14 protein-coding genes and 7 pseudogenes are annotated in these 15,933 nt (G+C 54.9%); 7 read left to right on the top strand and 14 right to left on the bottom strand.

Translation table 11 applies throughout. From position 1 onward, the window contains the following. Nucleotides 1–28 precede the first annotated feature (28 nt). A complete protein-coding gene (locus tag ACZ9DP_RS18985) occupies nucleotides 29–1,108 on the top strand; it encodes a polysaccharide pyruvyl transferase family protein (protein ID WP_476203259.1) in 1,080 nt (359 codons plus the stop codon). Between the two features lie 371 nt (nucleotides 1,109–1,479). Here the strand turns inward: ACZ9DP_RS18985 and ACZ9DP_RS18980 are convergent, their stop codons facing one another. The 3 genes from ACZ9DP_RS18980 to ACZ9DP_RS18970 all read right to left on the bottom strand — a co-directional run bounded on the left by ACZ9DP_RS18980 (nucleotide 1,480) and on the right by ACZ9DP_RS18970 (nucleotide 3,747). Beyond that, nucleotides 1,480–1,929, bottom strand: coding sequence for a GNAT family N-acetyltransferase (locus ACZ9DP_RS18980; RefSeq protein ID WP_476203258.1), 450 nt, complete (start codon nucleotides 1,927–1,929; stop codon nucleotides 1,480–1,482). 210 nt (nucleotides 1,930–2,139) lie between these two features. Further along, nucleotides 2,140–3,060 carry a DMT family transporter gene (locus tag ACZ9DP_RS18975; RefSeq protein WP_476203257.1) on the bottom strand — a complete coding sequence of 307 codons (921 nt, stop codon included), beginning with the start codon at nucleotides 3,058–3,060 and terminating at the stop codon, nucleotides 2,140–2,142. Between the two features lie 231 nt (nucleotides 3,061–3,291). Further along, nucleotides 3,292–3,747 (bottom strand): hypothetical protein, encoded by a 456-nt coding sequence (locus tag ACZ9DP_RS18970; RefSeq protein WP_476203256.1) that lies wholly within the window; start codon nucleotides 3,745–3,747, stop codon nucleotides 3,292–3,294. Between the two features lie 20 nt (nucleotides 3,748–3,767). On the opposite strand from ACZ9DP_RS18970, the pseudogene ACZ9DP_RS18965 reads away from it, so the two are divergent. After that, nucleotides 3,768–3,914, top strand: a pseudogene (locus ACZ9DP_RS18965) (transposase); the annotation flags it as partial. An 18-nt stretch (nucleotides 3,915–3,932) separates the two neighbouring features. Further along, nucleotides 3,933–4,748 carry a non-homologous end joining protein Ku gene (ku, locus tag ACZ9DP_RS18960; protein WP_476203255.1) on the top strand — a complete coding sequence of 272 codons (816 nt, stop codon included), beginning with the start codon at nucleotides 3,933–3,935 and terminating at the stop codon, nucleotides 4,746–4,748. 286 nt (nucleotides 4,749–5,034) lie between these two features. Here ku and ACZ9DP_RS18955 read toward each other — a convergent pair whose 3' ends face one another. The 3 genes and pseudogenes from ACZ9DP_RS18955 to ACZ9DP_RS18945 form a co-directional block, all read right to left on the bottom strand. Then, on the bottom strand, nucleotides 5,035–5,304 hold the full coding sequence (locus tag ACZ9DP_RS18955; protein WP_476205406.1) for a flagellin: 270 nt from the start codon (nucleotides 5,302–5,304) through the stop codon (nucleotides 5,035–5,037). 957 nt (nucleotides 5,305–6,261) lie between these two features. Then, nucleotides 6,262–6,822: pseudogene (locus ACZ9DP_RS18950) on the bottom strand (flagellin N-terminal helical domain-containing protein); the annotation flags it as partial. A gap of 330 nt (nucleotides 6,823–7,152) precedes the next feature. After that, nucleotides 7,153–8,691: an aminotransferase class I/II-fold pyridoxal phosphate-dependent enzyme gene (locus ACZ9DP_RS18945; RefSeq protein WP_476203254.1), complete on the bottom strand. Its 1,539-nt coding sequence runs from the start codon at nucleotides 8,689–8,691 to the stop codon at nucleotides 7,153–7,155. Between the two features lie 256 nt (nucleotides 8,692–8,947). Between ACZ9DP_RS18945 and ACZ9DP_RS18940 the strand changes: the two genes are divergently transcribed. Together ACZ9DP_RS18940 and ACZ9DP_RS18935 are read left to right on the top strand one after the other, a co-directional pair. Next, on the top strand, nucleotides 8,948–9,799 hold the full coding sequence (locus tag ACZ9DP_RS18940; protein WP_476203253.1) for a helix-turn-helix transcriptional regulator: 852 nt from the start codon (nucleotides 8,948–8,950) through the stop codon (nucleotides 9,797–9,799). Between the two features lie 22 nt (nucleotides 9,800–9,821). Continuing rightward, nucleotides 9,822–10,148, top strand: a pseudogene (locus tag ACZ9DP_RS18935) (NAD(P)-binding domain-containing protein); the annotation flags it as partial. A gap of 522 nt (nucleotides 10,149–10,670) precedes the next feature. Here the strand turns inward: ACZ9DP_RS18935 and ACZ9DP_RS18930 are convergent. Beyond that, a pseudogene (locus ACZ9DP_RS18930) lies at nucleotides 10,671–10,811 on the bottom strand (transposase domain-containing protein); the annotation flags it as partial. Nucleotides 10,812–10,925: 114 nt separating this feature from the next. Continuing rightward, nucleotides 10,926–11,078, bottom strand: a complete 153-nt coding sequence (locus ACZ9DP_RS18925; RefSeq protein WP_476203252.1) for a hypothetical protein — start codon at nucleotides 11,076–11,078, stop codon at nucleotides 10,926–10,928. A 158-nt stretch (nucleotides 11,079–11,236) separates the two neighbouring features. Here ACZ9DP_RS18925 and ACZ9DP_RS18920 point away from each other — a divergent pair, with 158 nt between their 5' ends. After that, complete coding sequence (locus ACZ9DP_RS18920) at nucleotides 11,237–11,536, top strand: hypothetical protein (RefSeq protein ID WP_476203251.1); 300 nt, start codon at nucleotides 11,237–11,239, stop codon at nucleotides 11,534–11,536. Here the strand turns inward: ACZ9DP_RS18920 and ACZ9DP_RS18915 are convergent. From ACZ9DP_RS18915 to ACZ9DP_RS18890, 6 genes and pseudogenes are all read right to left on the bottom strand, one after another. Beyond that, nucleotides 11,533–11,739: pseudogene (locus ACZ9DP_RS18915) on the bottom strand (transposase domain-containing protein); the annotation flags it as partial. The gene ACZ9DP_RS18920 and the pseudogene ACZ9DP_RS18915 sit on opposite strands and share 4 nt — an antisense overlap. Before the next feature lie 76 nt (nucleotides 11,740–11,815). After that, nucleotides 11,816–12,126: pseudogene (tnpA, locus tag ACZ9DP_RS18910) on the bottom strand (IS66-like element accessory protein TnpA); the annotation flags it as partial. A gap of 81 nt (nucleotides 12,127–12,207) precedes the next feature. Further along, nucleotides 12,208–12,396 (bottom strand): annotated as a pseudogene (locus ACZ9DP_RS18905) (tyrosine-type recombinase/integrase); the annotation flags it as partial. 65 nt (nucleotides 12,397–12,461) lie between these two features. Next, complete coding sequence (locus tag ACZ9DP_RS18900) at nucleotides 12,462–12,764, bottom strand: transposase (protein WP_476205405.1); 303 nt, start codon at nucleotides 12,762–12,764, stop codon at nucleotides 12,462–12,464. 278 nt (nucleotides 12,765–13,042) lie between these two features. Beyond that, on the bottom strand, nucleotides 13,043–13,918 hold the full coding sequence (locus ACZ9DP_RS18895) for a 3-deoxy-manno-octulosonate cytidylyltransferase (RefSeq protein ID WP_476203250.1): 876 nt from the start codon (nucleotides 13,916–13,918) through the stop codon (nucleotides 13,043–13,045). Beyond that, a complete protein-coding gene (locus ACZ9DP_RS18890; RefSeq protein ID WP_476203249.1) occupies nucleotides 13,915–14,619 on the bottom strand; it encodes a glycosyltransferase in 705 nt (234 codons plus the stop codon). Before ACZ9DP_RS18890 ends, ACZ9DP_RS18895 begins: the two co-directional genes overlap by 4 nt. Nucleotides 14,620–14,869: 250 nt before the next feature. Between ACZ9DP_RS18890 and ACZ9DP_RS18885 the strand changes: the two genes are divergently transcribed. Continuing rightward, complete coding sequence (locus ACZ9DP_RS18885) at nucleotides 14,870–15,841, top strand: glycosyltransferase family 92 protein (protein WP_476203248.1); 972 nt, start codon at nucleotides 14,870–14,872, stop codon at nucleotides 15,839–15,841. Nucleotides 15,842–15,933 lie beyond the last annotated feature (92 nt).

The raw sequence follows: 15,933 nt of genomic DNA, 5'->3' as shown, positions 1-15,933 counted from the left end.
ACATGTTCTCGTATTCTCAGGATTTTCCATGGCCAATCGCAAAGCCGTTTTGATCAATGATACCTCTACAAAGCCGCACCTGGGATGCCGTCTCGTTGTAGCTCAAATTGTAAACCTCGCCTCTCAAGAGGGCATCGAAATTAGCGCGACGTCATCCGTTCATGTCGATTGGCGTGAGCAGCCACTTGTACAGGAACATATGCGAAAGGCAGACCTCGTTATTGTTAATGGTGAAGGTACTCTCCATGATGCAACCAAACAGGCAAAGGCTCTCGCAGATGTCGCGCCTTTTTGCCGTGATGCGGGGGTGGCTTGCGTACTCATAAACTCGGTTTTCGAAAGAAATGACGAGGCTATCGCAAAGGCATGCAGTTTTTTCGATAAGATCTATGTCAGGGAATCTCTGAGCGCAAAAAGCGCCACTTCAATGGGCCTTAGGGTCAAGGTGGTGCCGGATTTGACGATCTCAAGCAATGTATTTGCCCCGACGTCCGGAACAGAGCGGAATACCCAAATTGTTGTCACGGATAACGCCAACAAGGTGGCGCAAAAGGAAATCATCGATCTCGCGATTCGACGGAAGGATACGACTTTCTTGAATCTCAACACCAGCGACTTGGAAAATCCCTTCATGGATCAACAGCTGCGACCTCGTGTGGTATTTTCCCCGAGCGGCCAAGTAACGGGGACTCCGCCTCATCGCTCTCCTGGGCGCATATCATACAAGGCTTTTCGAAAGTCGGTCTTCCGGCCCAACATGATGCAGCGCTGGGCCATGACTAGAGACTTTTCTCGTTTCCGTCCGGCGACTGAGATTTTGGCAACGATCGCCCAGGCAAAATGCGTTGTCGCGGGACGTTTTCATGCCGCCTGCCTCTGCCTTCTTGCCGACACTCCCTTTGTCGCTGTTGCGTCAAACACGTCCAAGACGCGCGGGATGCTGATAGACGCGGGCATTCCGGGGTTGCTGGCGACAGACGCGGGCACAGCGTTTAGCTCGGAGTTCAAATGGGGCGATGCCGAAAAGGTTGCTGCTGCAGAGTATGTTGCGCGAGCTAAGCGCGACGCGACAGCGATGTTTCGTGATATCGCCTCTTTAATTGATTAGGGCTCTCGCTTGCAGTGTCTCGTCACGTCTTGGGACTTCTTGATCTAGTTGGCATTTTCAAGAATTTTGTCAACGACGCGTGCGATAGGTGCCGCAACGTCGATTGTGATTGCGTCCTTTGGAAGGTCTTCTTTCGTCGCATGTAATCGCGCGATGAAATCCCGTTCGGTTGCTCGTCCGCCCCCCTGAATGTTTTATTTTACTCTGGCACTGCAAGGTAAAGTAGTAAGCGGTGTGCCCTCACACATGTTGGCATAATCTCGGCATTTGGTATCAAACGCCACCAGCCGTGAAGCGCTATGGCAACTATGCGCCAGAAGCGGTCATGTTACGACTATTTGACATGATGGCAAAGTGTTAGGCCCGTAGTCTCAGGTTTTCAGGGCTTCCGAAGAAAGCAACTTTCTTAGGAAAAACCGTCGGGGCGTATGGTCGTCCCCTTCGAGCTCCCCAAACTGCTCATAACCAAGCTTCAGGTAGAACGGTTTTGCTTGAAAGTCGTAGGTGTCTAGGAAGATACCCAGGTATCCCCGTTCGCGGGCAATGCGCTCCGCTTCTCCCATTAATTGACGGCCAAGACCCTTTCCGCGGAGTGCTTCAGGCACAACCAAATACTTGACGAATAGCCAATTGAGTTCATCGAACGCGTACAGGCCGCCGACGATCTCCGCAGTCTCGGGTTGCCTCAAAACTATACCGAGATGAGGCCATTCCGCTATGGCCGCGGTGTGGTGGCTATTGAAGGCCACCAGCGGTTTCAGGAGGTGGTCAAGCTCGTCTGCAGTTGGCTCGGCCGCGAGAGTTTCAAGGATTGCAATCATCGCGCGAGAATGTGTGAAAGCATGGCACTTGTCTAGTCCATAGTTGCGGCAGTTCGTCCGCTTCGGGCCCGACAGCGGAAGAGCGCCTCGGCCGGATAGCGCCAAAAGCCGTCATTGCGGGCGTTGCAAAATTCCATATTCTCCAGCGTTGCAAAAGTCGGGAAAACAAGTCCCGCTTTAATCGGGGATTAATGCGACAGAAATTCAGCGCTAAGGTTTCGCCGTTGCCTCCACTGCTCGTCCGGCCTGCTTCAAGGCTTGCTGCCGGCCGATCTGCAGCATCGCGATGCTGATGAGAACAAGGGCAATGGCCCCGATTTCCAAGACGCCGACGGTTTCTCCAGCGGCCCAACCGATCAGTAGGGCGACATTGGGCGTAATGTAGGTCGCGCCCGAGGCCGCGACTGCGCCCAACTCTTGCAGCAGATAATAGTAGATCAGGAACGCCATGCCGGTTCCGAGGACGCCCAGACCTACGGCAACACCAGCAGCAGCATGCCAGTTTTGCAGAATGTCGCTCATCCCCGTTCGATCGGTGACTGCCAGGAGCACCAATAGTGCAAGTCCCGTCTGCCATGTAGCGAGCGCAAGGGGCGGTAGGTTCAAAGGGGACAGGAAGCGGCGAACGTAGACATAGGATACGCCGAGGATGGTGGTCGCGGCCAACATCCAGAAAACCCCGGTGATGTCTATGGTTCTTTCCACGCTCTCCCAGGGCCTGGCGATGAGGAGGATGCCGGCAAAGCCTACAAGAACGCCGGCCAACATCAATGTGTTGGGCTTTTCCGTGCGAAGGAACAGAAGGGTGGCGATCGTTGTGGAAAGCGATATTGATCCACCAAGAACCCCTGCAATGCCGGAGGGAAGCCGCGCCGTGCCTTCCGCGATCGCGAAATAATAGAAGGCCGTCGCCAGCACCGCCATGACAAGGAGATGCGGCAGGTGGCGCAACTGGTCCCGATGGATTACGCCCTTTCGCCAAGCCACGAAGGCCAGCGGCAGGAAGCCGAAGAACACGCGCAGAAGGGTGATTTGCGCCGGAGTGATCATCTCCGCCGCCCATTTCATGTAGATGAAGTTCGATCCCCAGAAGAAGCCAAGGAGAGCGAACACCAGATATGTAAGTCGCATGAATCTGTTCCCCGTTTCCGGGAACCCATTATAGGCGAAGGCCTGCTTCCCGATGCAGAGCTAGCCGGATTTCGGGCATGCCTCACGCCGGCAACGTGCTTTCGCGCTCGCTGGACGGTAGCTTGATGACCGCGAGCATGATGCCGCCTGCGGTGATAATCGCTGACCCTGCTACGACACCCAATGTCGGCTGTTCGCCAAAAAACAGAAAGCCGATCAGACCTGCAAAGATCAACCACGTATAATCGACCGGGCCAACGATCGACAGTGACGCAAGGCGATAGCCCTGACGATGCAGTATTGTGCCATCACCGCAAGCGGTCCGAGCATTGCGCTTTCGAGGGAGAGCGGCACCCACTGCATAGCAGCGGGGACGGCCATCAGCAGGATACGGAACGTGTTGACATAGAGTAGCACCGTCATCGTGCGATCGGAGTGTGAAAGCATCTTGATCATCAGCCCTTCGACTGCCAGCAGCGCAGCGCCGAGAACCGCGATACCGGCCGGGAAGACATAAGCCAGGTGAAACTCGGTGAACGCACCGCGCGATGCCATGACGGTCGTGGCCCCGGCGCAGCAGATCGCGATAGCCCCAAGGTGCTGCCGGCTTAGCCGTTCCTTCAGAACCAGCACCCCGAGCGGGATAACGAACACGACATAGAGAAGGCCGATGGCCGTGGCGTCCATGATCGGCATGTTTGCCGATGATCGAGATCATGTTGAGCGATTGGTCACTGGCCCCGGTCGTCCATGCGCTGCAATCGTTGCGCGGCATGGCTCTGGTGACCGCCGCCACGATGATTGCCGAATTGGGCGATATCAGTCGCTTTACAAATCCGCGTCAACTCATGGCCTAATGACGAGGATCGGTCATGGCACCACGTCCATACTGGAAGGGTTACCTGAAGCTTTCGCTGGTCACCTGCCCCGTTGCAATGTCCCCCGCTACGTCGGAAACCGAGAAAGTCAGGTTCCACACCCTGAACAAGGCTACCGGCAACCGTGTCGCATCACAGTACGTCGATTCCGTTACCGGAACGCCGGTGAAAGACGAGAACGAGGCGAAGGGATACGCCCGAGGTGAGAATGACTACATCATCCTGACGGACGATGACCTAGATTCCGTCGCCCTTGAGACCGTGCGCACAATCGACATCGAGAAGTTCGTACCGCGAGACAGCATCGAGTGGGTCTATCTGGAGAAGCCGCACTACCTGATGCCCGACGATCCGGTCGGACACGAAGCGTTTGCTGTCATTCGTGATGCCATGGAGGCCGACAAAGTCGTCGGCGTCTCACGCCTGGTGATCGGCCATCGCGAGCGAGCCGTCGTCCTTGAGCCGCGCGGCGAAGGCATCGTACTCTGGACACTTCGTTTTGGCGACGAGGTAAGGCCGGAGGAAAGCTACTTCGAAGACATTAACGAAGAAGCGGACCCGGACCTAATTCCGCTCGTGCAGCAGCTGATCAAGCAGAAGACGAAGAAGTGGTCGCCCACCATGGTGGCGGACCCGATCCAGGAAAGCCTGCTGAAGATCATTGCCGAGAAGAAGAAGGCTTTGAAGCCGAAGAAGAAAGTGGCGAAAGGCAAGGCCGAGACCGAAGCCCCGGGCTCGAACGTGGTCAACATCATGGAGGCTCTTCGTAAGAGTGTTGAGGCTGATCTCAGGAGCCGGAAGAAGGCATGATCCAAATGCCAACCAGTTACCCTGTCTCGGTAGACGACACGGTTTCTAACGCACCTTCCTCAAGGTGATGAGCGGCAGCAAACCTCGCCGTGGTGTAGACCAACGACGTCAAGAATAAAGTCGATACGATCAAGAGGGCGACTACAGTACGGTGTTCCAGGGCAACAACTCTTCCGACACTTTTGATCGGATGAGCGCTCTTCAATCAACTTCACGAACGCTTTTGGCGTAAACACCAAAACTCGTCCCCTCGCCCGATAACCGCAATGTCGGCACCGGGTCCTGTCTATTGGAACAGCTGCAGCACGCTTTTCGGAGCGCCGTTAGCAATAGAAAGGGATTGCAACGCAAGTTGCTGTTGTGTCTGCAATGCCGCAAGCCGTGATGACTCCTCGCCCATATCCGCATCGACCAAGCGGCCAACGCCCCCGCTGATTGCGTCCGCAAGGTTCGTGGCAAAGGCGGCCTGCATGTCGATCCGCTTTTGAAGAGAGCCGAGAACAGCGGCTGCGGATACAACGTCGGAAAGGACTAGGTCCGTATAGCTCAGATACATGTCAAGCTTCTGCGGGTTGGCGGCAATATCAATTTCCATGAAGTCGAGATCGGAGATCGGCTCGATACTGACCGAAATATTCGTGAATCCGATGTATGATTTCGTTCCTGACAGGCGATCGGTAGTGTTGTCCGAGCGGATGGAAATGCCGTTGCCGCCCGTCTCTTCAATGATCACATCGGGCCAATCGGCCGAAACGAGGGATTGCATCAACGTGACCATCTCCGCTGCCGTTTCCACCTTACCCGTGTCCTTCCCCAGCAGATTGTTCACGTAGGTGCGATTGAAGGAATGGCTGGTTGCGGTCTGCCCATTCACGTTGAAGCTGAACGAAACCTCCACGCCATCAACGTTGTCACCGTCCTTGTAAACCTCAAAGGGTACAAAGGCGATTGGAAGTTCGGATCCGCGCGTGCCGAATGCCGCGGCATTTCCCAGACCGCCCGAACCGACGGAGGTGCTGAAATTCCTGATCTCGACGTAGGAGCCGTCAAGACCGGATGTTTCGTCTGTCCAGATGACGATCTTGTTGGGATCGGCTATCCAGGTTTGCGTCGCCGCCTCCCATTTTGGAGAGGTGCGAGCAGTAGCCTTTGCGCCTGACGCGTCGAGGGCGATGTTCAAGACTGCGATGTACTGCTCAAACGTCGATATTTCGCCGTTCAAGCCAGGATTATAGGCGTCAATCGTCGCTCTCGTTATCTCGATGGGCGGAAACGTCGCGCCGGTGTTATGCGGCGGTGGCACGTCGGCCGGATTGTCCTTGTCCACCGTTATGTCGAAGGAAACGCCGTCTGAAGGATCATCGAAGGAGAGTGGGCCGGAAAACGTAAATTGAATGGCTGCGGAAGCGCCGCGCGAAGCGTTTACCTCGCTCCTCCAGATTTCGCCGTCGTTGCCCATGAACGTGTCGAAGTTTCTTATTCCCCCGAGAGTCTTTAGCTTGCGGGTGTCGGCTTCCAAGAGCCCTCCGCCCGTGCTGTTGAACAGCGCTATCTCAGCCAAGTGGGCTGTGGTGGTTTTTACCGATATATTGCCGGATGCATCACGGACAAACGCTGAGACCACCGTTTCCACGTCCAGATCACTGTCATTGATATCTTCAACGTTTGTGCTGAGCCAGTTCTCGCCGCTGAAGCTCGCTGAGTGGGCGATACTCGATACACTTTGCTTCAATTGATCAAGTTCAGCCTGCACCTTGGCCCTATCGACGCCAGCTTCCTTGGCCGTCACCAACTTCGCCCTGAATTCCGCCAACACATCAGCCACCGCAGTCATTCCGGCATACGCTGTGTCGACCTTTGCCGCGCCCATTCCCAATGCATCGGATACGGCAGATACGGCTTTAAGGTCTGACCTCATAGTCGTTGCAATCGACCAATAAGCGGCGTTGTCCGAGGCATCGCCGATGCGAAGTCCCGAGGACGCGCGACTTTCAGTCTCTTGCATGTTTGAGTTGATCGTCCGCATGGTTTGAAGCGCAACCGACGCTGAACTGTTTGTTGAAATAGAGGTCATCGCAGCCAAGAAATAAAACTGGTGATTGGGTCAAAGAGGACGTTTCACCGCGTCATGCAGCTTCTAGCTGAAACCTACACTTTATATGGTTAACAAAACATTGATCAATAACGGGAAATCTGACGATCACTCACAACTACTGGATGATGGTGGCTTGGTGCAGCCGTAGATCGGGACACCCGTAGGAAGCAAGCGCTTGCCCCGCTCATTTCCTGACCCGGAATCAACTGGCACTGTGATTCCCCAGCCTTTGGCGCATTCCAAGCTGCAATAAACGCTACTTCGGCCGTGCCGAAGATTTCGTCGATAGGAACTTGCTCGCCAGACGGACTAATCGGCGGGGGTCGCAATCAGGGTGGGGTGGTTCCCTATCCGCTTTTCGACGACTTCCCTCGGGCTGTCGGCTCGTGCTTCAAGAGCGCACTCGATGAAGGAGTCGATGTCAGCATGTGAATGATCTGACATCAGCTGGAGTCGCCAGCGCGATTGATTTCTAGCGACCGCAGGTGACTCGACAAGATTCACAATTGCCCCGTTTCTAATCATAAATGATGTCATTGTTCGCGCGGCACCACAATCTCCCACCACAACCGGCACGATTGCGCTGGGTTCGCCAAGAGCCACAAAGCCATGACGCTTCAACTGCGCCCGGAGGTAATCAATGTTATCGCGAAGTTTGAGGCGGCGGTGCTGACCCTCATCGCTCTCAACAATTCGAAAAGCCTCCAGTATCACAGCGGCTTGAATGGGCGTCATCGCGTTTGTGAACGTCTGGGGACCGCAGCAGGCGCGAACGGCGGTACGAAAGCCGTCAAATTGGGTGGCGACGAAGCCCCCGATCGACGCAAAGGTTTTGGAAAAGGTGCCAAGCAGGACATCAACCTTTCCCACCATATCCTGAAGTTCGAGAATGCCCCTTCCAGTTGGCCCAATGCAGCCAAGATCGTGTGCGCAGTCAACCAGAAGAACGGCGTTGTAAGCGGCGCAGATTGCCTGGAGTTCTTTTATGTCAGGGCTATCGCTGTCCATTGAAAACAGCGTCTCGGTAACAACCAGGATTCCCGAGGACGGTTCACTTGTCCTGATCCGTTTCAACCTCCTCTCCACACCCTCGTTCGACAGATGGGGGAAACGGTGGATTTTCGCTCCCGAAGCTTCTGCGCCTTCCTGCAGGCAGGCGTGGGCCAGAACGTCCATAACAATATGGTCACCAGGCTGCGCGAGCATTTTTACGATGCCATACCCGGCTGTCCAGCCCGTCGGAAACAGGGTGCATTCCTTGAAACCTAGATACTTTTCTAATTTTCTCTCCAGTTCCAAAGATAAATCGGAATTGCCCATCAATGCAGCTGACCCGGCGCTATGAACTCCATAGCGCGCGGCGGCATCACTTGCCGCCTTCACCAGACGCGGATGTGACGACAGCGACAAGTAGTCCTGGCTGGCGAAGTTGACCCCCGAGAAAGGCGTGCCGTCACGCCAACGCCCGGAAACAAACGGGAGGATGTTTCCGCCTGTGGACTTTTGGTATGGGTCCAACCCCAATTTTCCACGGTCGTGGAACCAGTTCCCAATGGGTGTCCAGCGCTTGATTAGGTGAGTTTCACTGGCGGCGAAGTGATCCTTTGCTGTGCCTGTTCCAAGGTCTGTGGCAGGTATGGCATCAATGGCAAAGCTGGAGCGCATAGAACATCTCTCTAACATATATGAAGATTTGTCGAAAACGCCATGCCACTCAAGGTATGTCTCAAGACGTTCCTTGGGTGTTTCTCGACTCGACATAATGACGGCTTCGTTGAAGCTAACCTCATACATTGCCATGTAAGCTGCAATAACATCTTCATTATTTGTATTAGATTTAGTTGTCATAGTTACAGTTGTTTTTAACGGCATCTCTATACTTGGATATCACGGCCTCTTGTCGCAACGCATACTCCAATTGCGTGAGACTTTCTTTTCTGCCTGAGGTAGGAACTGTTGCGGTGTTCGAAAGATAAGAACTTGGCATTGAAAACGAAAAGTTTCACCTTTACTTTCGGGATTTCTTGTGTAGCCTGTGCTGAAGTCTTGGCACATCAACGAATGGCGTCTCCGCGGCATTCCCCTCATGATGAGGGACGGAACAATGCGGGACCAGCAGTACACCACCCGCGACCAGTTCGAGCACCTGGAGTACTATCGCTTCCAGGCGGAACACGGCATCGGCCGGACGTGCATAATCGGCTTTTCGTCGCCGGAGGACCTCCTCTGTCTTACCCTGCACAGGACGCTCAACTCCGACGTCTTCAGCGATGAGGAAGCCGTGGTACTTCAGAACGCCCGCGAGCGCCTGATGGCTTCCGCCATGATCATGCGGGGTATGTCGGCGAGCAGGATCGGCGGGATGGTCGATGCATTCCGGGCGACAGGTGTCGCGGCGATATTTTTCGACAGGTTCTGCCGCGTGACGGAGGTCACTCCCGACGCCGAGCGGCTCTTCGGTGAAGAGGTATTTATCAGCAATCGGACCATCTGCTCGCGCGTTCCCGCGGTCACGACCGCGATCCAGAAACGGATGCGCTCGATAACGACTGAGAAATGGCTGAAGCCAAACGAACCTGCAGGCTCGATCACGATACCCCGGGACGGCATGCGACCTATGGTGCTGCGCATACAACGCCTGGGCGGCAATCTTCCGGATTTCTTTGCCCACTCGGTTGGCGTCTGCCTCATTGAGGATGTCGGCCGGAAACAATGGCAAAATCAGCAACAGCTCCGCCAACTCTTCGCGCTCACAGCCACTGAAGCGATCATCGCAACGATGATCTCTCAAGGAATGACCTTGCAAACAGTCGCCAAGGACAGATCGATATCCTACGAAACGGCACGGACCCATCTGCGCTCTATCTTTGGTAAGACGAATACGGGACGGCAGGCAGAGCTTGCGACACTCCTGACACGCCTGAACCTAATTGATCTTCCCGCGTCCGCGCTTTGATGACATCAGTGCTCGTCATTTGGCGGGAACCATCTTCGAAGCCGCCAGCGCCGACATCATTGTCGCCGGCGTGCTTGGTCGCAACTTCCAAAGGCTCTCGCAGACCTCCCCAATTGGAATAGCAGCATCGTCGTCGACGCCAACAATCCGGTCGAAGCGCCGCTGTTTCAGCCCGCAAAACTGAACGGCTGTCTCTCGACGGAGATATTCAGCGACCAACCTCGTCCCCGGCGCGCGGCTCGTCAAGGCATTCAATCACCTGCAAACCGCATCTGATCTCGGGTGATCCCCAGAGCCGAAGGCGGCAACCATCCTGTTCTACTCGGACGACAATGGTAAGCGGCGTGCCGCTCGCACCTTGACTGAAATCCTATAGTCGATGTCGATGATCGCAGCCATGATGGACGCGGCAACTATGCGCCAACACCGGACATTAACACTTTTCCGGGAAAAGCGCCTGCAACTTGCACGCCAATGTGCTTTTCATTGAGGGATGACGCGCCATGCCAGAAGGCAATGCAATGCAAAAGTTGTCCGAGAAGGCCCCACTTCTTGTCGTGACAGCCATACTGCTAGGGATCGCTCCTCAGGCCCTAATGATGTTGGGGATCAGAGGGTTTGCGATTGAGCTGACCTTTTTTTTTGCTCAACTTGGCGCTCTGCGCAGCGGGACTTTTTACGAACTACCCAGTTCGAAATTGTGCAAACCATGAAATGTTTGGGCATGGGCTGAGCCGCTGCTCGAAACTGCTGCGATAAGGGTAAAAAAAAAGCCGTAAATTAGACGCAAGCGATAGGGCATAAGCAGCCGTTCCATTGTAGAAAGCTCCATTGCCTCATTAGCAGAAGGTGGAACCTTTGGAATCAGCGATCATTGTTGGCACTTGTTACATACGACTGGATAATTCCACGGTAAGGGTTCATCGATCCGGCTCTGCTTATGGCCGTTGACGATGGCGGTGAGCGTGGCAGTCAAGTAGGCCAGCGGATCGACAGCATTGAGTTTGCAGGTTTATGCCGACCGTCGAACTATGCCGAGCGCCTCTTTGACCATGGCAGTTGAAACGCGCTTTCCTCGCCGTTTCGGTTGGAGACTCCTCGTTGCCACTCGGCATAGTTCTCATGCTCAGTGGGAGTTCAGGAATTCCAGAAGCCGGTCGTTTGGTCGGAATCGTTCGGCCTTTGCGCGTTCATATGGCTTCAGCTTGGCGAGTGCGGATTCCTTCAGCTCAAGATGTGCATGAAGATAGGTCAGCGTCGTTTCGAAGTAAGGGCTCATTTCCCCGCACGTTGACAGCCCTTGCAACTGATCGCTCAGACGGAGTATCGGTTCCTCAAATGTCACAATCTTAGGTGTTGTCCGTGCGACTGCTGTCACTGTTGATTTCGTTAATATTAGTTGCCTCACCCGCCGCCGCCTTTGAGGACACACCCCGCATGAAGGTTGCCTACTACATCGCGGCTTGGAGCGGCGAGAGCGAAGCGCAAATGAGGGGCCGTATCAATGTGTTGAACTACGTGTCCGGGATTCGTGATCTGCTGTTTTGGCAATGCGAATACAAAGTGACGGTCGAGCAATTGCTTCAAGGTGCTACTTTGCAGATCGAAGCCGCTCGCAAGACGATGGACGGCGCGAAATTCACGAAGTTCCGCGACGAAACGCCTCTCGGTGACATGGTGTTTGCTTCCCTGAATAACGAGGCGTTCTACGGTAAGCCGAAACCATGCTCGAACTAGGCAGCGCGCGTGTTCGGGGTTTTGGGGAAGTTGAAGGGCAGGAGATCGTCGATAGCTACGCTCTGAGGGCGCTGAGGCAGTTCAGTGAGAACGTTGCGTAACCAGGCTAACGGCTCGACACCACAGGCGCGGCAGGTCAGCATCAGGCTGTAGACGACGGCACTGGCCTTGGCTCCATCCACGGTATCGCTGAACAGCCAGCTCAGTTAGCGCGAAGCGGAAGAGGCCAGCTTCCGCTGTCGGCCCCAAGCGGATGAGGCATCCTCGACCACGCACTCCATCGCAAGTCCCCGGCACATCCACCGCAGCCATGCTGCTCTGTCGCAGCAAGGCCCGATCGGAAGTGCTTTCAATCTGAACCGGGATAAACGCCGGTGATGAGGACGGCGGGAGGGCTGGGTCTCCGTGCGCTTCTTTATCCACTTCCGAAGAAGGTTCGCATTGGCCCCATGTTCGAGCGCAAGCTTCGATACCGACACGCCAGGCTCAAGGCAGGCCGCGACAAGACGGTCCTTCGATGCCGGGTCGTAGCGACGTCGCCCGTTCCGACCAACAAGCCTTACCCGCAGTTTCTGATCATCGTCTTCCATCACAAGGTGTCCACCTATTTTGGTGGACACCTCGTGCATCAGAGCACTCAACAGCAAAAGGTGTCGGGAAATTCGCGCTTACGTTTCGACCGTCTCATGGCCCAGCCACAGAGCGATGACCGAGCAATCGACGCCTCGCCTGTAGCAATTCCATGGCGGCGGTGTGCCGCAAGACATTGGGCGACACCCGCTCGGAGCGAAGGGAGACACAGTGCTCGCGTGCTCGCGTGCTTTGGCGACATATTTCTTCACCAGCGCTGCCAAACCGTCGTGGCCTTTGCGGAAGTCCACTCGCTTGGTCGCCACCATGATCCGCACGCGGTTTGACGGCAAGATCATTCCGAGGTCGCCAACGCACGTGCAATAGCAACGATCCGAGCCGAAGATGCGCCGCCCTCCAGGCGGATGGTGACAGGACCCACGACGATCTCGGGACGGCTGGCTTCTTTGATCGGCGGCTCGGCCGCAGGTGTCTCGACGACTATCGCTGCGAATTCCACCATATCTTCCGGCGCGGGCAAAACCAGCTCGCCCTGCCGTGCTATCGTTCGCCACGACGACAGGTGGTTCGGCTTCAGACCGTAGCGGTCGGCCACCTCGTTCACCGTCACGCCCGGCCGCAGGCTCTCCGAGACGATCCCGTGCCTTCACCGCGTCCGGCCAGTGGCGATGTCCCTTACGCCCGCCCGGTCTTCCCGGCCGGTAGTCTCCATGGAGAAACTCCCTTCGCTCGTCCATGGAAAGTCGATCACAGATCAAGGCCGACAAAACAACGTGGGACCGGTTTCGTAAAGTAGTGAATTGGTGAACGTGGAACCTGAAATATTGGATGCTGCCTCAAGGACGAGGCGATGCGACGAATTGGAAGCGGCCGCGGCCGAACGCCAGACGGTCAGCAATGAAAGTCGCCGTTGATCTATTCTGCTTTGGACCCATGCGGCTTCTTTTTTTTCATCCACGCCGGTCTCAGCGATCTAAACATCTGATCGATCTTTCGCGCCGCGCCAGTCAGACTGATAAGCTTATCGACCTCGGCATCTGTGTTCCCGAGACGCTCGGAAAACACTTCTGCAGCGGCCAAGGCAATGTCCGTCTTTGAAATTTCCGGAAAGAGATCGCTCAAGTTCTCGTAAGCGTTTATTGCAACGCCATCATGTATCGAAATCTTGTCGGCCCTTGCTAACAGTCTAAAGCAAGTTTGCTCGAAACTCCAATCGTGTGCAGCAACCACTCTCCATTTTTCGGTCCGGCGCGCTGAGAATCCCGCGAGTACAATAGAGCCGGGAAGGTTCATACCTGTCAGCCACATCGCCATCGCAAAGCCGCTGGTCGGCGTTTTTCCGGGAGTGTAGAAACGGTCGGCAAAGCCAACAAGATCGAGGTGACCGGTCGGGGCACCGTGGAAATCGGCCGACGTATTCAGCTTTTCCGGCTCGGACAAGCGGAGATTCAGAATGCCAAGAAATGTCGCTTGCTCGAAAAAAGCGAGAACCTCGTCCACTTCGCCTTTGTAAACGATATTCGCTCCCGCGGGTTGGCCGCGCGAGACCAGAATAGCGTTGCCTTTGAAATCTTCAGACAAGGTTTTGTAGACCTTGTTGAAGAACACGAACAAGGTGCTCGCAGGATAATGGCGCTGGAGCAGTTGGACGTCATTTAGACCGCTGTTGGCGACAAGGACAATGTGTGAGAACTGGGAGAAAACTTTCTTCCAGTCCAAGGTATCAGAGAGATCAGCGACGCCGCCCTTAAGCTGAAGCGTGCCTGCGCTTTGATCGGTAGACGTGATCAACTTGGGCTCCCGACAGCCTTCTGGGTGACGGCAAGAACGCGCTCGCGCATGGCAAACCATTCGTCGGAGTAATCGTCATTCTTGTACTCGTCGAAATATGGGCCGCCATCGGTAAAGTGAACGATTTTCGCATCGTCGCGCTTGTCGTACTCGTTTACCAGGTAGTTCCAAGTGACGGGGATATCGCCAATCTGCTCGTCGGAGTCTAGCCACTTGAACTGGTGCAACTGCAGGCCAGTGGCCGTGTTGACAAAGTCCTTGGTCAATGCCCTGCACTTTGAGTTGTTGAACAAGATCATGCTCGACCAGTTCTTCTTCTCGTACTTCGTCTGAGTCTGGCCCAGAAATTTGGTTTCGACCTTCGGAACGTAGTCATGCTTCACGCACATCGCAGCATATCGATCATCCCGGAGTTTCCAAAGCTCTGCGATGTCGGCCCGCGCCAGCATGTCGCAATCCATGAAAATACTCCACCCCTCATAGTTGCTGAGGTAGGGAACCAGAAAGCGAGAGAAGGAGAACTCCGTCGACTGCAGCGCATTGCGCTCGCGCGTGAAAATGTCCCTCAGATTATCGAGGACAATAGGCGAAAAGGCGACAGGGATCGAGGAGTGCTCTATAATGCTCTGGCATAGAACGTGATAGGCAACTACCTCCTTGGAATCAAAACCGACAAAAATTCGAGCAACGGCATCTCTCATCGATGATCCTTTCATTTTGGCTGTGCAGAGACCTCTTTTAAGGTCGCCCCTCTCATGGAGAGGGAAAAGTTCTTCTGACGGTCCGCAGCTGTGCACCACCAGAAACCCTGTGTCAATTCACATGGAGGCCTTCCGGGGCCGGCTCTCAAAAAAGCCGCGACGTCACTTGATTCTAGTCCAGCGCTATTATAGCGCGACTTTCCTGAAACGAGATTCAACTTCTACTAATACAGGGACATAAGGCGGCAAAATGTCGTGGTTCAGACGAAAGAACACTCCGATCAATAGTCTTGCCATCATTCCGCCGGAGCCTCTGCCAGGCCGGTCCGGAATCGCGATTGCCGCAATCGTTAAAGACGAGGCATCATATATCGAAGAATGGGCGATGTTTCATAAAGCCGTCGGGATCAGTCACTTTGTCGTCTATGATAACGGCTCGACCGATGCCACATGCAGCATATTGCAGTCGGTTCTCAATGCCGACGAGCTTACGATCATTCCATGGTCCGGCAAGATGTACCTGGAATCGAGATTCATCAATAGCCAGGTTCTCGCCTTCTCCCATGCCGTCGCCACTTTCGGCGGTAGATTCAGTCGCATAGCTTTTATCGATGTCGACGAATTCTTGCTTCCGCGCAAGGGAGGCACGATCGAGGAAGCGCTGGAAGCAACACAGGGATTTCCCAATGTCTCCTTGCCTTGGCATATGTTTGGCACGGGCGGACATAAGGTGAGGCCGCAAGGCCCCGTTGTCATGAATTATACGTGGCGCAACGACGATCCGCTCAGCAAAGCGAAGCACCTCTCCAATTTCAAGTGCATCGTAGATCCCTGCGAAGTCGTAGAGGTTACGGTGCACCAATTCAAGACGCGGTCCTTCGGCGATCTTACCGTCAATGACATAGGATTTCGCACGACCAGGGACGGCAGGAAGAAACGAAGTTTTTATTCAAACGAGTATCTCCAACTGAACCACTACTACTGCAAGTCGGCTCAGGAAATGGCCGAGAAGATCGCCCGCGGATCCGACTACATTGTCTCAGCGGATTTCCTGAAGAAGAAAATGGAAACGACCCTTCGAAACATAGAAGCAAGTTTAGTGGAAGACCGCTCGATGGTCGAATTCGTGACCGGTCGCGCGATCGCCCTCTCCCGACCCGAGATATCGTCGGTCGCACCGCTGTCACGCCGGCAAAGCACCAGTCCAAATCGGGATGCCTGAAGCCTGCGACACATATGGATCTGCTGTAAATAGGGGATATCCCTTCTTGATAAGATGCTCCAGTATCGTCCGATCCATATCCGTGTGCAGCC

Source organism: Rhizobium sp. USDA 4016 (assembly GCF_056279705.1).
This window is presented reverse-complemented; position numbering and strand designations above follow the sequence as displayed.

What these genes read in the sequence shown, in the direction of transcription:
- ACZ9DP_RS18985 (WP_476203259.1), top strand. Translation starts at nt 29, where the DNA reads ATGGCCAATCGCAAAGCCGTTTTGATCAATGATACCTCTACAAAGCCG.
- ACZ9DP_RS18980 (WP_476203258.1), bottom strand. Translation starts at nt 1,929, where the DNA reads ATGATTGCAATCCTTGAAACTCTCGCGGCCGAGCCAACTGCAGACGAG.
- ACZ9DP_RS18975 (WP_476203257.1), bottom strand. Translation starts at nt 3,060, where the DNA reads ATGCGACTTACATATCTGGTGTTCGCTCTCCTTGGCTTCTTCTGGGGA.
- ACZ9DP_RS18970 (WP_476203256.1), bottom strand. Translation starts at nt 3,747, where the DNA reads ATGGACGCCACGGCCATCGGCCTTCTCTATGTCGTGTTCGTTATCCCG.
- ku (WP_476203255.1), top strand. Translation starts at nt 3,933, where the DNA reads ATGGCACCACGTCCATACTGGAAGGGTTACCTGAAGCTTTCGCTGGTC.
- ACZ9DP_RS18955 (WP_476205406.1), bottom strand. Translation starts at nt 5,304, where the DNA reads ATGTATCTGAGCTATACGGACCTAGTCCTTTCCGACGTTGTATCCGCA.
- ACZ9DP_RS18945 (WP_476203254.1), bottom strand. Translation starts at nt 8,691, where the DNA reads ATGACAACTAAATCTAATACAAATAATGAAGATGTTATTGCAGCTTAC.
- ACZ9DP_RS18940 (WP_476203253.1), top strand. Translation starts at nt 8,948, where the DNA reads ATGCGGGACCAGCAGTACACCACCCGCGACCAGTTCGAGCACCTGGAG.
- ACZ9DP_RS18925 (WP_476203252.1), bottom strand. Translation starts at nt 11,078, where the DNA reads ATGAGCCCTTACTTCGAAACGACGCTGACCTATCTTCATGCACATCTT.
- ACZ9DP_RS18920 (WP_476203251.1), top strand. Translation starts at nt 11,237, where the DNA reads ATGAAGGTTGCCTACTACATCGCGGCTTGGAGCGGCGAGAGCGAAGCG.
- ACZ9DP_RS18890 (WP_476203249.1), bottom strand. Translation starts at nt 14,619, where the DNA reads ATGAGAGATGCCGTTGCTCGAATTTTTGTCGGTTTTGATTCCAAGGAG.
- ACZ9DP_RS18885 (WP_476203248.1), top strand. Translation starts at nt 14,870, where the DNA reads ATGTCGTGGTTCAGACGAAAGAACACTCCGATCAATAGTCTTGCCATC.